Genomic DNA, 18,660 nt, shown 5'->3' on the forward strand with positions numbered 1-18,660 from the left:
AATGGACACTCTTTTTCTCTTTACAAAACATCTTGATGAAACAGGGTGTTTTTGCCTTAAACTAAATGAAGGTGGGACCTTAATTCTCCCACCTGCACAACGAAGTTTTGCTGAAATTAAATCATTGCAAACCGAATGTAACACGTTGGTGATTGAAACATGTGAGCAAGTTAGTCTTCTCAATCTGGAGCTCTCCTGGCTTCCTGAAAGAAAAGCAAGAGCTGCAATTCCTTATGCTTTAGAAGAAAAGGTAGCACAACCTGTAGATGAACTGCATTTCGCTTTTGATAAGGCAAGGTATCAAAACAATCAATACCTTATTACTGTGATAGGCAAACAGCGAATTCGATATCTGATGCAATTACTCAATGAACGAGACATTGAATTTATCACAATTACTGTAGATTGGTTTGCCTTGGAACCAGAGGAACTATGCATCAGTGAAACCACTTTACTCATTAATACAGAGGATTTCAAAGGTGCTCTTTCTGGGGAGTTAGCTGATATCTATCTAAAAAACCACCCACAGTACCACCCATTACTGTTTACAGATAGCGCAATTCAAATTGATACATCATCTACTAAAAACCAGGAAACATCGTATACCTGGATTGCTCAAAGACTATTAAGAGCAAAGTTGATGAATTTATGCCAAGGCGAAATGCAACATGGGAATAAAAGTGATTTAATTAAAAAAGGATATCAGCTCGTCGGTCTCCTTTTCTGTATCTGGTTAATTTCTCTACTCGTTGTTAATGGAATCAAGTTGCATTTATTAAATAAGCAAACTCAGAAAATTGATGAACAAATCGCAGTGATCTATCATGAGTTTTTCCCTAATGCGAAACAAATTATTAGTCCCAAATTTCGCATTACACAACTATTAAAAAGTAATAATGCAGAGGAACAGAATCGTTTTTGGTTTTTACTCAATCAATTGGCTAAAGTAATAAAGAATGATCGTAATACCGTAGAACAATTGCGATATCAAAACAAAACTTTATCTGTAACTATAATAAGCATGGATTTCGCCAGTTTAGAAGAGTTGGAAAATGAATTAAAAAAACTCCAACTCAAAGTAAAACAAACTCAAGCATCAACTCGTGAACAACAAGTTGCTGCCACTTTGGAGTTAATGTGAAGGCGTATTTAAGTACTCTTAATGAAAGAGAAAAATGGATGTTGATTGGAGCAGCCCTATGTCTTTTGCTCTATGTTTATTATTTGTTTTTATATAGCCCGTTGAGCCAAAAGGTATCCCAAAAATCAACTCAGCTCGTAGAAAAAACGGCTACATTGGCTTGGATGCAAAAAATAAGACAACAAAGTCAGGTTAAGCAAACAAAGAAACAATCAGTAGATAACAGTCAACTCCTAACTACGCTCGCAACCAAACTAAAAAATGATCCGACGCTTAAATTCCCTTATCAGTTACAACAAACTGGTTTAGGAGATATTCAACTTACGTTCGACGCCGTTGCTTTTAACTTATTTATTGCTTGGTTGGAAAAATTAAATCAACGCTACGCAATTACAGTGAAACAGTTTGAAGCAGACCGGTCAAAAACACCAGGCGTCACTCGTTTAATGATTCTGATTAGTTCTGCTTCTAAAGCAACATAGCCTCAATTGCCCCCAAATTAAGATATCAATTAATTTGGGGGCAATTGTTCCGCTTATTGTTGTACATTACTCCAGTTAATTACTGAAGCACTCCCTTTGATTTCAGGTGGTAATGAGTTTAACGCTTTTTGTGCTTCTTCTGCAGAACTGTAAGTTCCATATACACCCTTGTAACGTGTTTTGCCATCACGTTCATATTTGATCTGAGCCATCCGATCTTTTTTAGGAGCCTTATAAAGAACTTGTGCTACTTGAGATGGCTTTTCACCCTCTGTCAACTCAATAGTATAACCTTGTGGATTTTGGCTATTTACCCAAGTCTGATCTCTATCCTTAAAAGAAACAGGAGAATGTAATTCGCCAACATGATACGATTGAGGAACATTAACTTCACGTCGTTGTTGATACTTATAGTCATAATTAACCATACGGTAACTATTTATAGCATATGGTTCAGTAATGTCAGTGTATGAGTAAGCGGGATATGTGAGGTATTCACTGTCCTTGGCACAAGAAGACATAATAAAAGCACACACTACCATGAGTGCTAAGTTTATTTTCTTATCCATTGTCATTCCCCTAGTTTATAGTTCTTATTATTCACTTCTTGACTACTATATCTACATAATTAGAAAAAACTTTAGAAATTTGTGTTGTTAAAGAACAAATTTTGTCTTACAGTAATTATTTTTTTATTCCTATGGCAAAAACTTATGTGGACACATCGACGTTCTGGACAAACAAATCAAAGAGGGAACTTGGATCATCGAGATCCTTATGAACGAGATCGAACACGAGTAATTCACTGCCCAGCATTCAGGCGACTGCAAAGAAAAACTCAAATTTTAGGCACTGACGAAGGTGATTTTCATCGAACTCGTCTAACCCATTCTCTGGAAGTCGATTCTATAGGACGGAGCATAGTCCACAATCTATTGATGAACCAAGAAAAACACATTGGCCTGGCCGGCTTATTGCCCAATGATGATTTAATCTCTGTTATTTGTTTACTTCATGATATTGGTCATCCACCTTTTGGCCATGGTGGCGAAGTAGCGCTGAATTACATGATGCGCGATTATGGAGGATTTGAAGCAAACGGCCAAACTCTACGATTACTCACTAAAGTAGAAAGCAGCTATGGAACCTATGGTCTTGATTTAACCCGACGTGCACTGCTTGGTATTTTAAAATATCCTGTGAAACGTTCTACGGTTGTTGCCCCCAAACAAGCGCCCGTTCATGAATCCATCCATAAAACCATTAAGATTAACGATTGGTTACCGCCCAAAGCTTATTTTGATTGTGAACAGCCTGAGATCGATTGGTTGTTATCCCCTTTTTCCAATAGTGATAAAGAATTATTTCAATCGCTGTCACAAAAGCCTCAAGGCACAAAAACAGGAAAATCGGCTTATCATAGTTTTGATTGCTCTATTATGGACATCGCAGATGATATTGCTTATGGAGTTCATGATCTTGAAGATGCGATTCATTTACGTCTAATCAATCCCGCTCATCTAGATACACCTGAGTTTCGGCAGTTATTAAACAATACATTGTTAGCCGGACGTCAAAATCAATTAATTGAGTCATTATTTTCCTCAGATCTGTATTCAAGGAAACAAACGATCGGAGAAATGGTTAATTATTTTATTACTTCAACCCAAATCATAACAACCAATGAACACTTCGAAAATAATTTACTTAAATACAATCTAGCCCTTACTCCTGAAGCAAATGCACTTTTGAATTATTTAAAACAATGCATCTATAATAATGTCATCGACTCTCAAGAAGCCCGTACTTTTGAGTTTGGAGGCCAAACCGTGGTATTAAGGCTCTTCGATGCCATCAGTTCAAATCCCGGTAGTTTATTAGATAATAAAAACAGAGTTTTTTTTAAACAAGCTGAAGATGAAACGACTGCTTATCGAATCGTTTGCGATTATCTGGCTAATATGACAGATGAGTATGCCTATAGGATGCATGAGCGCTTATTTGGATTTAATACACGAACAATTTTCGAAAGACTTTAAAGCAGTATCAGAGTTGTTTTGTTCATATTAAAGGTGGACGAAATGACTCTTTGAACGCTTCAGAATAATTGAATAAAAAAAGAAACTATAGAATGAACAAATATGTGGCGTCCCCAAGGGGGTTCGAACCCCTGTTACCGCCGTGAAAGGGCAGTGTCCTAGGCCGCTAGACGATGGGGACCTGGATCTTTATATTTTATACTTCTTACTGCTAAACTACAACACCAATAATGGCGTCCCCAAGGGGGTTCGAACCCCTGTTACCGCCGTGAAAGGGCAGTGTCCTAGGCCGCTAGACGATGGGGACCTTGAACATTTCTCCCATCAACATCAGAGATGTTGATGGTGGAGCTAGGCGGGATCGAACCGCCGACCTCTTGCATGCCATGCAAGCGCTCTCCCAGCTGAGCTATAACCCCAAAATTAGGTTCGCAGTTTAATGAGCTACCTAAGATCTGTCAAGTAAATTTTGCACTTTTCCTAAAGAAGTTTATTTTGTAATTGAAAAAATTGAGGAATAAATTTTTTAAGTTGCTAATTAAAAGAAAAATCAAAACGCCTGGTTATTATAGACCGAATAAAAATGCGAACTTCTGTGCAATATAATCTTCTAAAATGCATTTATTAAAATAAAGCCCCTAATGAATAATTTATTTACATATCGCATTGTATATATTCGTTTTTTCTCACTATAATATGCCTCACTATTAGCTAAATAAAAAAATATTCATTGCATCTTTAACGCTTAATCTCCTGTTAATAATAACCATGTATTCTTTTATTTCTTTTAATTCTAGGAGTTTTGCTGTGCAACAATACTCACAAAACAAATACATTCAATCCTTACTAGAAAATCTAATTACTTCATACGAAACTGAAATAAACTACACTCCTTTACAAATTGAGCTTGATTCAAAACAAATCGTTGAAAATGATATTGATAGCCTGATCAATTTTCTTAACGATGATCGTAAACGACTATTTATTTTTAAAATTCCAGAAAACCAACAAACATCAAATCGACTCGGACTTCTTGCACGTCGAATAGTCTTAAATAAAACAGCAGAAACCTTGCTTAAAAACACATCAAGCGAACCCAAAATTAACCCATTAAAGTATGCGTTAAGTTCTAACTCCCCTGCCGTTCGTGCCCGCATCCAGATTCAAAAAAGCATTGTTTTACCTGCGCCCCCCAGTGCCCAAGAAGTGATTCATCTCGAACAGAGTGAACATGTAGGAGGCCCGGAGCTCAACCTTGTACCGATTGAATCAACTGAGCTTCCTGAATTAATCAAACAACTTAAGGCATTAGGGATTGACAACCTACAAGAATCCGCACTTCCTTTAATAAAAGAACATTCTTATGCCTTTGGTGACGGTATTATCCCTGGCAATCTTCCTAAAGGATTTCATATAAACAAAGACAAAAAAGCACTTTGTTATACTGATGCACCAAGAAAACTTCCCTCTGCTTTAGCTCCGGTACTAAAAAAACAAGAATCATTAACATTACCTTCAATTGAGGAAATAACCGCACTATTACCTCATCTTCCTCAAAATACTCTTTCTATGCTTGTGGAATCTAAGTATTCACCTGAACAAAAAAACACGCTTCTGAGTCTTGTCCCTGCAAATGAAAGCGAAATCAAAACGTTTTTACTTCAACTGTATAAATCAAATGGGTCGATCTCCGCCACGCAGCAGGATGAATTCATTATTCCATTACTTTGTAAGCAATATGTACTTGGAGGTGAGGCACATACTATTTTATTGGTCAGACTGCTTATTGCCTGTTTGAATAAAAAAATTGACATTGAGTTCCTTAAAAACCCTGAAACACAAAATTCACTTTTGAGTACACGTGGGATTAAAAATCTACAAAAATTAATTCAACTCCCTGCCGAACAAAAAGAATGGTGGAATACACTGGTTAAGGCGCATCTAGAGTATGACAAAAGCAGTTTTGATTTTAACACTTTTTTTGATGCCTATACTCAAACTGTTCTCCCTCGCATTGCAGAAAAAAGTCTTACACTCCCTAATCCGTGCCCGATTCATCATAAGGGGCATTTTCTCATTACATTAAATCGTGTATTGGATGTAATAGAACATGCTAAAAATCCACAAGAACAGTGTCTCTCTTTATCGGAACTTAATTGGGGCTCAACAGGCGTACATTATGCCATGTTACAAAAGCCAGCTTCAGAGCAATTTAAGCAAGTTGCTGGATGTATGTACATTGATAACCCTGAAGATACCATTACAGATCCTGAACCCATTTATCAGAAAATCGACACAGAACCCTACGATCTTAAACCTTGGCTATTTCGATATATGGGACAACATTGGAAGTCAGAAATAAGATTAACTGACATCCAGGCTCAACTTCGTGAAATTGAAAAACTTGCTTCGTGGACCTCAGTTCAGAAAAATCAATTAGCTTTTATTTTAACCTGTACTTTTGCAAATAATGCTACCTTAGAAGCGGTGCAATGGAAAGAAACTTTAAGTCACTGTATTCATTCATTACAAGGGCTGGATTCAAACGATCGTACTGATTTACTGCAAGCATTCTCTCGATGTTTTGCATTTAAACCTACCCCTTCATTGATGCAAATCAAAACATTAATGAAACAATGTATTGAATTTAAAACTGCGTCTCCTAATAAAAAACTCAAAGATGATTTCATTGTACCCCTGGTTTCCTGCTTGGAAAATGAAGGGTTTGAATTACTAAATACACTACAAGAGCGTATTCAAAAAACTGCACCAGACGAAGTAGATCAATTTTCTTTGGAAGTTACCGCATCCTTTTCTGCGATGCTGCAAAAAAATCGTCAAGACTTATCTCCTGAGATCATTAAATTATTTGCAAAACTTAATGAACCTGATTTAACTCAGGAAAATATTGATAAATTATTATTAACAATTAGAAGTATACAAGATAAGAAAGGCGACCTCTTTCATCACGTTGTATTAAGTACTTTAAGTCAAATTAATATTTCAAAGTCGCAAATATTACCTAAAGCAGAACAAATTCAAACTCTTCTGGAGTTACTGGCGAATTCAGCAGATGCAATCCCTCCTGAGTGTAAAACCTTAGAAAAGCAAGAAGCATGGTTAAAAGCACTCATCATTGAACACAATCCTTTTCCGGGCTGTGTCCTGGGAAATGGAGATATTTCTAAGCTCGATGATTTAATTGTTGATGCTTTAGTTGATGCAATTAAAAAAAGAAGTGCCGTATTCAAAATAGATGTACTTAAAGAGGCATTACAAAAAAACCTAAACAATTTCATTGTTCCTCAACAATTACGCGACCAACTGAATGCTGAACTAATACCACTTTTTGATGCAGTTAATGAGCTTGTCATTCTGCTCCAAACCCCCAACCCCAAATTTCCCGAGGTGATTGAAAAACTCCAATTTTTCGAAGAAAAAAAGCCTATATTACTCGAAGGAATGTATAAGCTATTCATTGGAGAGACTAAAGGGGAATATATTTTAAGTTTCCTCCTTACTGGAAAAAGAAAAGCTACCGATCAAACAACTAATAAAGCATTCGCTGCAGTTTTAGGCCCTGTGCATTCGCTGTTTGTATCTCAAATGAAATCCTTTTTTGACAATCCGCTGAATGAACAAATTGTCAAAGATTTAGATTTGAATACGTGTTTATCATGGATGGCCGCTTTTAATGATACTCACTCTTTAACGTTCTTCTTTAAAGAGGAACTGATTCAGAAAAAAGTATTACCTGCTCTGAAAAAAACATTGCAACAGTTAAATACCCAAGATGTTGAATTTGAAAAAAGCATCCTTGATGAAGCGGCTTTAATCGATGAAAATGCTCCGGCTGATCAAGCACTTCAAGGTTATAAAAATAAAATTGAGTCGATAGCAAATTATCTCAACTTACTTATTGAGATCAATGATCGCCTTCCTCAACAATTTATTAAAATCTACAAACAACTCAACACTGGAAGCCTAGCTCGTTTAAATTATCAGCAAAAGCATACTTTAGTTAATAAATTAATTAGTAACAATACGGAAAAACTCGATCTTTATTTAAAATTAGCAACCCAAACTTTAGAGGAACATCCTAATGCGGATAATGCTGCAATTGGACGGGCTGTAGATGGTCTAGTTGATCTCTTTAATCTTCCCGACCTTGAGCCCGAAACTCAAACAATGTTCTTCAAAATGAGCATGGCTCATAATTTGAAAAGTACTACATCGTTCCCACTTGCTGCATTAAATAAATTCAAGAATTCGGATCTCCCAGAACAGACCAAATCATTAATTATCAAGCAAATTATTCAGATTTTAGCGGGGCTATCCACTACAGACTCAGGACTCATTCAAGAGTTGGTTGAAAAGACCCAAGTTTTTTTAACTCATAATATCGATCAACCTGAACTTTGTATTGCTTTACTCAACAGAATCTCTCAGGATAACGCAGGACAAAACCTGAGCACCTACCCTCATATTCTCGAACAATTAGCCGAAATCAATCCTGGGGAAAAGAGAGCAAAAGTAGCTACGATTTTGACTGGCCTGGCTAAAAACAAAAAAGACTCAACCGTAAGTCTAGCTTCACTGTTGGAAATCACCAAGGGTTTAAAACGGCGTTTACCTGCTGATGTAGATCAAGTTCTTAAATTATTTACGACACCTCCCTACCCTAATGCACAGAGTCTCAACACTGCTTTGCTTGCACATGACTCAGAAAAAATTAATGCATATTACCTGAGCTTTGACACGAATCCTTTTGCTAAAACCGGTGAAAAAAGGGATTTGGTAAAGCAGTTTGCAACTGATCGAATAAAAGATGCCTTAATTAATCTGCAAGATTTGCTTCATGAAGAAGATTTACCTCACTCATTGCACATGAAGCTTGCCAAACAATTAACTTTTATAGAAACATTAGGCTATACCGATCCGCTAAACCCTGGTGATTTTACCGGTCTAAAAGGATTAACTGCTACCTCACGCCATGACTTAAAAGTAAAAGCTAACGCCTTACTCCAACAATTACGTACACAAGAATTAAGTCCCAAACAAAGAGAAGTAACTCATTTAGAACTTTTAGCGTATTTAAGAGAAATCTATTTCCGCACCACAGGCTTATTTCCAAACACAACACAAATGCTTGTCCTATTGCTCGCATTAGAAGATCCGTCCTCAAATTTATTAATGCGTATCAAAACGGGTGAAGGAAAAAGCATCAATACGCCAATGCTTTCTGTTCTACAATGGGCACAAGGTGGTACGGTAGTTCAATGGACCGCAAACCCAACGCTACTGATTCGAGATTATGAAAACAGCTGCGAACCTTTTTTTGATTTTTTAGGAATTAAATCAGCACTGATCAAAAGTAATAGCTCTATAGATACCTTCGTCCCGAATGGGATTAACTGTTCAACAGTTGAGGATATGGCCTGTTTTCACTTGACGGCAAATAATGGAAAACTTCTTGAAACTAATGGTCCAGTCCATATTGTGTTGGATGAATGTGACGATGCACTTTTAGATCAAGTAACGCTTTACAAGCTCGTCGCCGAAGCCGAAGCTGCGAATACGAACAATCCTGCACAGTGGATTTATCCACTTGCATATCAATTCATTAATCAGCCAGGATTTCGTAACCTCAATCCAGCCTGGGATGAAGATGAAGATCTGGACCAATTCCGACGCTTTCTCAACAAACAAATCAATGAACAATTTAATGGGGATGTTGACAAGCAAAATTATTTGATGGCATCAAGTAACACGCAAATGAAACAATGGATTCATGCCAGTTGTATCGCCGCAAAACTGGTTGAAAACAAGCATTTTATAATGCAACCACTCAAAGAGAAAAATGAAGCTGGCCACGAAATTACGAAGAAAATTGCCTGTGTCCCTTTAATTCGTAGTACTCCTAAAACAGGATCAATTTTTACTGAGTCAGTGCAACAAGCATTACAAGCTCGACTCAAAGCAGAACGCAAAGATCAAGCTCAATATATTTTTATTGATACAGTTCCCTCTGTACTTGGCAGCCAATCTGCACAAGGATTGGTCAAATTTTTCCAAAAAACCTTAGGACGTCTACTGGGAATATCAGCAACTCCGGGAGATAAACCTGAGCTGGAAAGTCTGGCTACATCAATAGGAACTCAGGCAATCAGTGTAGCTCCTTATGCAGGAGACAGACGCATAAATCATCCTCCGATCTTCACCCTTAATCGCGGAGAAACCATTAAGGCAATACATGAAACGCTTAAAAAGATTAAACTCCCTGTTACCAAGCCAACAATGGAAATTAATCCTGATGAAACAATTCTCCCCTATGATGAAACTTTAATTGTACAAAGAAAAATTGCCATTGAAAAATGGAGTCACACACAGACTCAACCCATTCTAATCGTTAATGAAGATTTTGATGAAGCACAAGCTATCGGCAACAGTTTAAAAATCTATGAAGAGCAAGGGTTCAAAATCCAGATTCTTACTGGCAAAGAATCCGCTGCTGAATTGGATAAAATCATTAAACAAGCAGGTCAAGCTAATACCATTACTGTAGGTACTTCAATGCTTGCAAAAGGGATAGACATCAATACGGGCGACCATCCTAAAGGTTTATTTGTGATTCAAACTTATCCTGATACCGAACGAATGACAACCCAAATTGCTGGCCGTGCTGCGCGTAATGGAAAACCTGGGGAATGGCTGCCAATTTATCAGGTAAAAGCGCCAGAGGATTTACTCAATAAGTTTTTTTATTATGTGTTCCCTTGGACTCGGCAACGTATCAATGAACATACAATTGAAGAAGTAAGAGATAAAATCAAATTACAAGCAACTGTTGATAGAACATACACTCAAGCTATTGATGAAGCACAACAAATTTTGATGTCACAAATTGAAGCGTGGGAAAGCTTACTCCTTGAACTATATCATGATGATCCTAAAATCCGATATGAGCTCTATCAATGGCGTGAGCTGCTTTTAAGTGAATTAACTCGTTCTCAAGACACCAGTGTATCTGAACACTCTCTCTATGAAAGTATTGCTCAGTTTAAAAAATCAGCATGCAAATTTTGGGAGTCTGCTCGCGAAGAAAAATGGGCCGCTAAGGCAGCAAAAGCTCCTATGACTAGTGAGCAAGGTCTAAGATTTAAGTATTTAAAAGAATTAGATTTTTTCCAAGAATTAAATATTCAAACCAAGCTGAAGCAGAAAAGTAAACACTTTACTGCAGGAACAACAGCATTAATGCACCAAAACATTGAAACCGTGATTGCTGATAAAGCTGGAGCAGTTCTGGAATATTCTAATCCCTCAGAGGAGGAAAGAAAAAATTTAGAATTAGCACAAAGCCGACAAATTTTACCGAATTTGATTGGAGAATTTTGTGCTGTTTGTCCCAGCGCAATAAAGGTGTTTTTCCCTAAAAATTCATCACAAAACGCTTCCTATATCCCCGAAATAGTTAGAAACGGAATTGACAAGCTCATTGAACAAAAAAATAAGGTACTCCATGGTGACGTACAACAAGAAGTTTCTCAAAGCATTATTCAGTTTTATCAAAAGAAACTAAAAGATGGTGACAGGGAGCAAATTAGAAAATTATTGACTCAGATGAAACCTTTAATTCTAAATCGTTTCTCCGACTTTACAAAGTTTTCACTGGTTGAACAATTTAAAATGCAGGGCCTAATCCTTTCTTTTTCCACTCTTTATCGAAATTTAGATATGCCTGCAGATGCCAATTTAAATGACCTGCAAATGAGCTATGATGCAGAAATTATGAAAAAACTGGCTGAATATTTACTCCATGAATTTGCATGGGTAAAGGAAAATCCAGTTCCTTTTCACGCGCTTTTTGAGCGAAGTGAAGCCAAAAAAGCAGCCTTGGATGTTTATAACTTAGCGAATAACTTAAAGGATTCGCCTCAAGACCAAGAGAAGATTCGTGATCTTTATACCGCGCTTCAACAACATAAAGTCAATTTAAAAGATAAGTATTTGTTTTCAATAAGTCACTCATCACCTCGAAAGGTAATTAATAATGCACTTGATGCTATTGACTCATTAAATAATGCCCCTCACTGTGATCTTGGTTTTCGACAAAACTGTCATGATAAGGTGGTCTCAGAGCATCAGATTGCTGCATTTCGTAAACTGTTAACGAATACCTCTCCTTATTTCTTTAAAACTGATGATCCCACTTGGGAGCATATGAAACAATCTCTACTCAAGATAAGTAATCAGAGCAAAGAGAATCCAAGTCATATTATTCATGAATTATATGAAGCAACCGTCCGCTTTAGCACCTATAAAGCATATCAGCCCTACTTAAATCAACTGAGTGCTTTGCAAAAACAACTTTTACGCTCTGTAGAGGAGTTAGGTAAAGACGATGGACTTAATCAAGACGTTCAGGAAAGTTTATTTACCCAAAAACAGTCTCAATTTGCTGCGTTACTAAAAGTTGATCCTCAAAAAATACGTATTCAAAATGGTACTGATGGCATTCAGTCTTATATAGAACTGCAAATTGAAGATGGAGCATTACAAGAAGGCTTTACTGGATATCAATCCTCTTTTCTAACCCGAGTAGATTCAGAACGAAATAAACTTAAAACCGCCCAATCCACTCTTGAAAGGAATAAAGATGCCCTGCTCAAATTAGCCGATGAAAAAGCAATTGAAGCTCTTCCTGAGCGAAAACATGCCGAATTTAATCAACTATTTAGATTAAAAGCTCTTTCAACTCAAAATTGGAATAATATAAATATTGATCGTGAAGGACTACCTGATTTAATTCGGCAAAAAATGAAATATGTCGATGAAATGAAACAATGGAATTGGAAAGAAAATCCTGTAGATCAAAATCGACTTAGAGTGATTTTTGGCAAAATACCTAACGAACGTTTTTCTATTCTTATGAATAAACAAGCGAGAATAAACGATGAGCTGAGTGAGATTCGCATTCGCATACAAGATATTAAAGAAAAAATCAGTGCAAAGGAAAAAGAAATTGCAGATATAGATAATACCATTAAAGATGCAGAAAAACGTATGAAAGAGAACACCTGTTCTTATCTGGAAAAAGGTAAATTAACCCTTCAAAACATGTCCAGAGAAAGATCCATAAGTTCAATGAGAGAGTATATCAGGGAATTAATTGAAGAGAAAAATTCTATTATTCGAGAAGAAGAAACGGAATGTCTGAATGCGTTAAAAGATCATAATGATCTATTAGATAAAAGTAGAGCACAACTCATAACTGAACTTCTAGAACAAACCAAACTAGATCTTGCATCCTACCTTGATCAAACCGCACAAGAACAAGTTGCTTTAATAGAAAAAGAATTCAGTGAAACTGAGCCTGTTATTGAGAGAATTGAAAAAGAAGAACGTCAAAAAACATGTTATCAAACACGTCGATTCTTCAAAACAAGTGAGTTGTTACGTTATGAGGCAAGCTTAGCTGAAGAAGAAGCCAAGATACTGCTTTCTGAACAACAAGAAGAAGCTCAAATCGTTGAGGCTCTTGTTTATTAATTGCTCTCTCTTTAAGCAACACATTAAAAGAGCCTGGTTGCACGCAACCAGGCTACCTTACTGTTTCTAGAGTCAACTAATTCCGATCTAACTGACGGATAAATCCCCTTTGTCTAATACCCAATACATTGCTAATATTAAATACTCTCTTTCGAGTAAAAAAATATGATCCAAAAAATCCTAATTATCATAGGAATTATTTTACTTATAATTGGTATTTTTTGGCCGTTTATAACAAAATTAGGTTTGGGTAAATTACCTGGTGATATCATCATTCACAAAGGTAACTTTACTTTTTATTTTCCTATTACTACATGCATTTTAATTAGTCTAATCATTACGCTTATTTTTTGGTTTTTTTATAAATAGTATTTTTTAAAACCATTGACAATGCTTTAATATCGATGTTACAAACTTCTCACCCAAACTGATTAGGCATAAAAAATGATAAAATTCTATACTTTTCTTTTAATGGGTTTAGTCGCAGGGACGTGTTTTGCAAAACCATGCATCAGTACTCATAGAAGCTGTTTAAAACTTAAAAATCAACACGCTCAATCGGCTAAAATAGAGTGTAACTGGTTGAATGAAGTGGCTTCTGCAGGTAGATCGCATGGATCAACCCAATTGGATCTTAGCTATGGGGACGGTCTTGGAGCTCCTGAACCCCGGCAAGTTTCGTGCAAGTTAACCACGGGACAAACCAAACAAGGCTTTGAATTTCATAATCCCTATTGGGGTTCATTAATTGAATTTAGTCTGATCTCTGAACGTCAGCTCGAAGTACACATTACAGATGGATGGAGCTCGAGAGAAACACGATATACATTTACCTGGTAATTATCAGAATTTCTACGAGGTATTCACTACTACGTCATCCTGAGGAGTTTACGAGGAAGGATCTCCTGATTTGAATCATACCCATCTGGAGATCCCTCACTGCGTTCAGGATGATGTATCCTCCGCCTGGATGAAGCGATGCGGAACGCCGACTACATAGCATAGGTTCTAAGCGGGTCTTGTCGATAAAATTGAGTAAGTAAATCATAAATATCAGGATAGTAATGCTTGATTACTTCAGGCTTTTCGAAAAATAATTCAGAAAATACTGCAAAAAATTCAGCTGGTGATGTAACCGCATAGGAATCAATTGGAATGGGATCATTTTGCTGGATAAGGCTTATCAAATTGTCATATCCATTGCTAAACGCTTCAGCCCAATGTTTCGCCGACATTCCTTTGTGGAGTGGAGGAAATCCATTCGCTCTACCATTTTGCATATCCAATTTATGAGCAAACTCATGAATTATCACATTTCGTCCTCCCCATCCACCATGATGCAAAGCATCATTCCAAGAAAGAATAACAGGTCCCTGTTGCCACGACTCGCCACTTAAATAAGATCTTCCTGAGTGTTCTATACCAAACTCATCGATTGTTTTGCTCTCACGTGCGTAAGCACCAGGATAGATTACAACCGAAACCCAACCCTCATACCAATCGAGACCCAGATTTAAAATGGGAAGACATGCTTGTAGTGCAATATTTAATTGCATATCAGGTGTTATTTGCAGGTCCCCTACCCCTTCCAATGATTTATAGTGAAGAAATAAAATGGCCAGGTGTTTAAGTCTTCTTTGTTCCTCATTACTCAAGCGTTGTAGTAAATGCAAGTTTTGAAATACGTCATTCCATTGCTCTTCGGTTATCGGTGAATGACGAATTATGCGGTTGTACCACCATTCCTTTAGCCAGTGAAACATTGTCCGTACCTTGCTGTAACTAAAAAGATAAAATTACTTTTAACAAGAATATCAATGGGTCGTTTGTCTTCATAGACAAAATGAAGTACTGCTCTATTTTCTATCCTTAATTTTTTTGGCATACGGTCCTTTACTGAATTACTGCATCAAAAGATTGTTTTGGTATGCCAAAAAAAGTAGCTATTCATCTAAATTAACATTCTATACCCATCTTCGCCAAGCCGATGCTCCTCTAATCGAGCAAAATTTACGTCCATATCTTGGCTATTAAAATGTGCGGACTCATTTCGGCCCAAAACATAAGTAGTCAAATCAGAGTATTCAAGTGGTTTATGATCCGATTGGAGTAGCTCTTTAATTGCAATAAATTGGGGTTGATTTAATGCAGTAACCAATGCGAGTCCAGAAGTGGTTGTGCTGTAAAAACTATAGCTGTAGCGATCGCGTTGTAATGCAACCGAGAGAATATCTCTGAGGATAAAACTCAGTCGTTCCTCATTATTAAGAGTAGCCTCAGGTTCTCGTTGTATACCATTTTTTATTTTAAGTAATAACCTTCCTTTTCCACCTTGTTTACTTGTATTAGTCATTTTATTTTCAATTAATTCAATTAAATCTACCAATACTGCTCTTGTTAACGGAGTGTTTTTCTTTTCCGAATACGTTCGCACTGGCTCTACTTTTAAGCAGAGTTCCTCTGGATCATCAGATTCCGTATCGAGAAGTTCACGATGTGTCTTATTTAAATATTTTGCTGAGTTCGAGACTGTGATCTTAGATTGATCCTGAGAATGTAAAGCTCTACTTCTAGGAATAATACTGGCAATAATTTCAGCTAAAATACGCTTCCATTTTGCTCCTTCTCGTTCGAATTCGTTGAGGAGCTCAGCTTGCTCTATATTCTCTCCGGAGTTTACTATGCTGCCAACCCTATCCAAAAACTGATACATAATCGCTTTGCTCAATTTTCTGATTACAGGAATTACATCAACTCCATAACGTAGATGAGGGGCATCATTTTCTTTATCAAGATCCTGGAACGCTTTTAAATGCGCGCCTAAAATAACTTCCTCTCTAACCTGACAATGTGGTGGATAAGTAGGTCTAATGGGTATATGGAATTTTGCAAGTATCTGATCAAGCAACTCTTCAGTATCCTCACCCACTTCAAGATAAGGATAAAGCGTTTCAACATAATTCAAATTTTTAGAGCTAGATAAATCAATTGAGCTATTGGTTAAGGTATAATTGAAGAAATCTAAAAAAGGAACATAAAATAAATTACCTGGTACGGGATCTAAAAGAAGTAAATTCGTTTCCAAGTGAAAACGATCAACATGAGCCAACTTGAGAGCCGCCATAATAGCAGCAATCCCACCTCGACTTAAACCAATGCCGTTAAACTTTACTTTATATCCGTCTTTAATTAACTTCTTGATCACTTCTACAACTTGATCACTCTGTTCTTTTACCCCCGCTCCGAATAAAAGCCCTTTTACCCCATAATCAACGCCGCATCCATTAAAACCCATTTTAAAATGAGTAGCATCTTTATGTTGCTCAACCTCATCAGCAGAGCTAATACGTACACCCTTACAATCTCTAGATAAAACTTGGTGCAAATGAGTATTGGGTTCTTCAATACTGTAAATCGTTCCTTCAAATATTGCGGTCAGAGTTATCTCTTTCATTAATTAAAAACCTTTTAAATACAGATTGTAAAAAAACGTATTCTAACAACATCGATCATGATGAGCAATTAACAACCAAGAAAAGAACTTTATTTATCCAGTTGTTTTATTTTTATAAGTCTGATTTAATCAGCATCTGTATTTTAAATGCAAACCATGGATAAAATGAAATCCTTGTGTTGATAAAGCAAGCGCTCTACGTACGTACGAAATTAATCGAGATCGAACGATAACCTCATAATGAACCCGTCTCTCACTTCTCTAATAGATAAATTAAACAGACAACTCCATGAACTGGACTTAGATTTATATTCAGCGCAATGTAAGAAACAAGAGCTCGAAGAACAAATCCAACATATTGAAGAACAGGTTAATGAAAGCACCCACTCTCTTATCGTTAATCCAGTAACTGAAATATCTTGGCTTAATTTCATCACCCAACAACAAGAAAAAAAAGAAGCGATAACTCTGGATCTTAAAAATTACCAAGATATAGAAAATAAATTAAAGGAAAAAATCAAACGCACTAAAATGGAATTAAAAATGTTAGCAAATTATTTGGAGCGGCGACCAACCAATCAGCAGAAAAGCTCCTTAGGTTAATGTCTTATTATAGGTACACTAACCTCTGAGCGTGTTTTTGTCTAGATGCATCGTAAAACACACTCATCTGTATCAGTCTCTGCTACCTCATCCTGAGCTGCCGGCGCATCAATGACATTGCCTGAACATAAAGCATCTATAGAAGCAGCAGAACGAGTAACTACAGAAATTAAGCTATGAGGAACGCTAATGATCGCCAATAAAGCACTCACAGCAGCTGTCAAAAGTGCAACTCCGACAAACTGTATCATAAACCCAGTAAATTCTAGTGCATCATCACGAAGCGTTGGAGCATCAAATAAAGCACTACCAGCGGCAACAAGCAAAGCTCCAATGCAAATAACGGTTGAAAGAACTGAAGCATATACAGAAAATCCAGCAGTCACAACTCCTGCGAATGGATATATACCTGGAGCAATTAATTCGCCTATAAATTCATACCTATTTTTATATGCAGTGAAAAAACCAGGACGACCCCTATATGTGTTAATTGCTCTACGGGCGATTTCTTCAATGGTTTCTCCTTCTAAAATGAAATTTACTTCTTTTTCACCTAATAAATAAAGCATAAGATCCTTCGTATTTCAGGGCCCATAAAAATAAAGTAGAATTTTTATTTCAACATACTTGTTTGTACTTCAGTAGTAGTCTCCATATTATTCATACATTCAAGTACTTCAGCACCGACAGAAGCCAAACTACGAGTGCCAAGTGTAACTAAAGCACATGGAATGCTAAGAGCTGCAAGTAAGAGACTCGCTGCTGTGAGTAAAATTGAATAGCCAGTTAAATACAAAAAAGTAGAAGCACCCGCAAGTGCTGTATTACACAGATTTGTGTTTCCGAACGCAGTAGCCCCCAGACCAACAACCAAGGCTCCAGCGCAGGCAAGCGGGGAAATAACACCTATAACAACTCCCATGATACCCAAAGCAGCAAACTCCAAGGGATGCACAACTGGAGCGAGCACACCACCAAGAAACTCTTTACGGTCTTGGTAAGGTTGAAAAAATCCAGGACGTTTTTTATATAACTCAATAAATCGTGCTCGTTCATAAGAACAAAATAAAGAATCATCTGGGTCCTTCATATCATTTAATACATACCAGATATCATCTAAACTTATCATTCCCAACATTTATATCCCTCATTTCGCCTAGTTTTTGCCCATGCTAAAGAGATGACGTAGGGATGTCAATCTATTTAATCCTCTGAGCACGGTCGTTAAAAATTCTTGTCATTCAGATGACGATGTTAAGTTTGTTGTCATTCCCGCGAAGGCGGAAGTCTATTCTTAAAAAGGTACTGCGATTACTGGAAATGGGCTCGCCTTCGCAGAATCGACAGTAATAGAGGATGTTTGTCACCACGAGGTAGTTAGTTTCAACT

The 18,660-nt window shown here is 36.9% G+C and carries 12 protein-coding genes and 3 tRNA genes; 7 read left to right on the forward strand and 8 right to left on the reverse strand.

Going from position 1 to position 18,660, the window contains the following annotated elements:
* Nucleotide 1: 1 nt before the first annotated feature.
* On the forward strand, nt 2–1,141 hold the full coding sequence (gene gspL / locus ACWTEW_RS26275) for a type II secretion system protein GspL (RefSeq protein WP_454781038.1): 1,140 nt from the start codon (nt 2–4) through the stop codon (nt 1,139–1,141).
* Nucleotides 1,138–1,623, forward strand: a complete 486-nt coding sequence (lspM, locus tag ACWTEW_RS26280) for a GspM family type II secretion system protein LspM (protein WP_454781039.1) — start codon at nt 1,138–1,140, stop codon at nt 1,621–1,623. Before gspL ends, lspM begins: the two co-directional genes overlap by 4 nt.
* Nucleotides 1,624–1,676: 53 nt before the next feature.
* On the opposite strand, the gene ACWTEW_RS26285 is transcribed toward lspM, so the two are convergent.
* Nucleotides 1,677–2,192: an SPOR domain-containing protein gene (locus tag ACWTEW_RS26285; RefSeq protein WP_454781040.1), complete on the reverse strand. Its 516-nt coding sequence runs from the start codon at nt 2,190–2,192 to the stop codon at nt 1,677–1,679.
* Nucleotides 2,193–2,336: 144 nt separating this feature from the next.
* Between ACWTEW_RS26285 and ACWTEW_RS26290 the strand changes: the two genes are divergently transcribed.
* On the forward strand, nt 2,337–3,662 hold the full coding sequence (locus ACWTEW_RS26290) for an anti-phage deoxyguanosine triphosphatase (RefSeq protein WP_454781041.1): 1,326 nt from the start codon (nt 2,337–2,339) through the stop codon (nt 3,660–3,662).
* Between the two features lie 105 nt (nt 3,663–3,767).
* Here ACWTEW_RS26290 and ACWTEW_RS26295 read toward each other — a convergent pair.
* From ACWTEW_RS26295 to ACWTEW_RS26305, 3 genes are all read right to left on the reverse strand, one after another.
* Nucleotides 3,768–3,843, reverse strand: a tRNA-Glu gene (locus tag ACWTEW_RS26295).
* A gap of 50 nt (nt 3,844–3,893) precedes the next feature.
* Nucleotides 3,894–3,969: transfer RNA gene (locus ACWTEW_RS26300), tRNA-Glu, on the reverse strand.
* 36 nt (nt 3,970–4,005) lie between these two features.
* A tRNA-Ala gene (locus tag ACWTEW_RS26305) sits at nt 4,006–4,081 on the reverse strand.
* A gap of 388 nt (nt 4,082–4,469) precedes the next feature.
* Between ACWTEW_RS26305 and ACWTEW_RS26310 the strand changes: the two genes are divergently transcribed.
* From ACWTEW_RS26310 to ACWTEW_RS26320, 3 genes are all read left to right on the forward strand, one after another.
* Entirely contained in the window at nt 4,470–13,214 is an 8,745-nt protein-coding gene (locus ACWTEW_RS26310; RefSeq protein WP_454781042.1) for a preprotein translocase subunit SecA, read from the forward strand.
* A gap of 165 nt (nt 13,215–13,379) precedes the next feature.
* The gene (locus ACWTEW_RS26315; protein WP_454781043.1) at nt 13,380–13,583 is read left to right on the forward strand and encodes a DUF2905 domain-containing protein; all 204 of its coding nucleotides are present in this window, start codon (nt 13,380–13,382) and stop codon (nt 13,581–13,583) included.
* 75 nt (nt 13,584–13,658) lie between these two features.
* Nucleotides 13,659–14,054 carry a hypothetical protein gene (locus ACWTEW_RS26320; protein WP_454781044.1) on the forward strand — a complete coding sequence of 132 codons (396 nt, stop codon included), beginning with the start codon at nt 13,659–13,661 and terminating at the stop codon, nt 14,052–14,054.
* 152 nt (nt 14,055–14,206) lie between these two features.
* Here the strand turns inward: ACWTEW_RS26320 and ACWTEW_RS26325 are convergent, their stop codons facing one another.
* Both ACWTEW_RS26325 and ACWTEW_RS26330 read right to left on the reverse strand, forming a co-directional pair.
* Nucleotides 14,207–14,977 (reverse strand): M90 family metallopeptidase, encoded by a 771-nt coding sequence (locus ACWTEW_RS26325; RefSeq protein ID WP_454781045.1) that lies wholly within the window; start codon nt 14,975–14,977, stop codon nt 14,207–14,209.
* A gap of 188 nt (nt 14,978–15,165) precedes the next feature.
* Nucleotides 15,166–16,668, reverse strand: coding sequence for a hypothetical protein (locus ACWTEW_RS26330; RefSeq protein ID WP_454781046.1), 1,503 nt, complete (start codon nt 16,666–16,668; stop codon nt 15,166–15,168).
* Nucleotides 16,669–16,908: 240 nt separating this feature from the next.
* Here ACWTEW_RS26330 and ACWTEW_RS26335 point away from each other — a divergent pair, with 240 nt between their 5' ends.
* On the forward strand, nt 16,909–17,271 hold the full coding sequence (locus tag ACWTEW_RS26335; RefSeq protein WP_454781047.1) for a hypothetical protein: 363 nt from the start codon (nt 16,909–16,911) through the stop codon (nt 17,269–17,271).
* A gap of 41 nt (nt 17,272–17,312) precedes the next feature.
* Here ACWTEW_RS26335 and ACWTEW_RS26340 read toward each other — a convergent pair whose 3' ends face one another.
* On the reverse strand, nt 17,313–17,840 hold the full coding sequence (locus tag ACWTEW_RS26340; protein WP_454781048.1) for a hypothetical protein: 528 nt from the start codon (nt 17,838–17,840) through the stop codon (nt 17,313–17,315).
* Nucleotides 17,841–17,884: 44 nt separating this feature from the next.
* Entirely contained in the window at nt 17,885–18,409 is a 525-nt protein-coding gene (locus tag ACWTEW_RS26345) for a hypothetical protein (protein ID WP_454781049.1), read from the reverse strand.
* Between the last annotated feature and the right edge of the window lie 251 nt (nt 18,410–18,660).

This window comes from Legionella stuttgartensis (genome assembly GCF_977063405.2).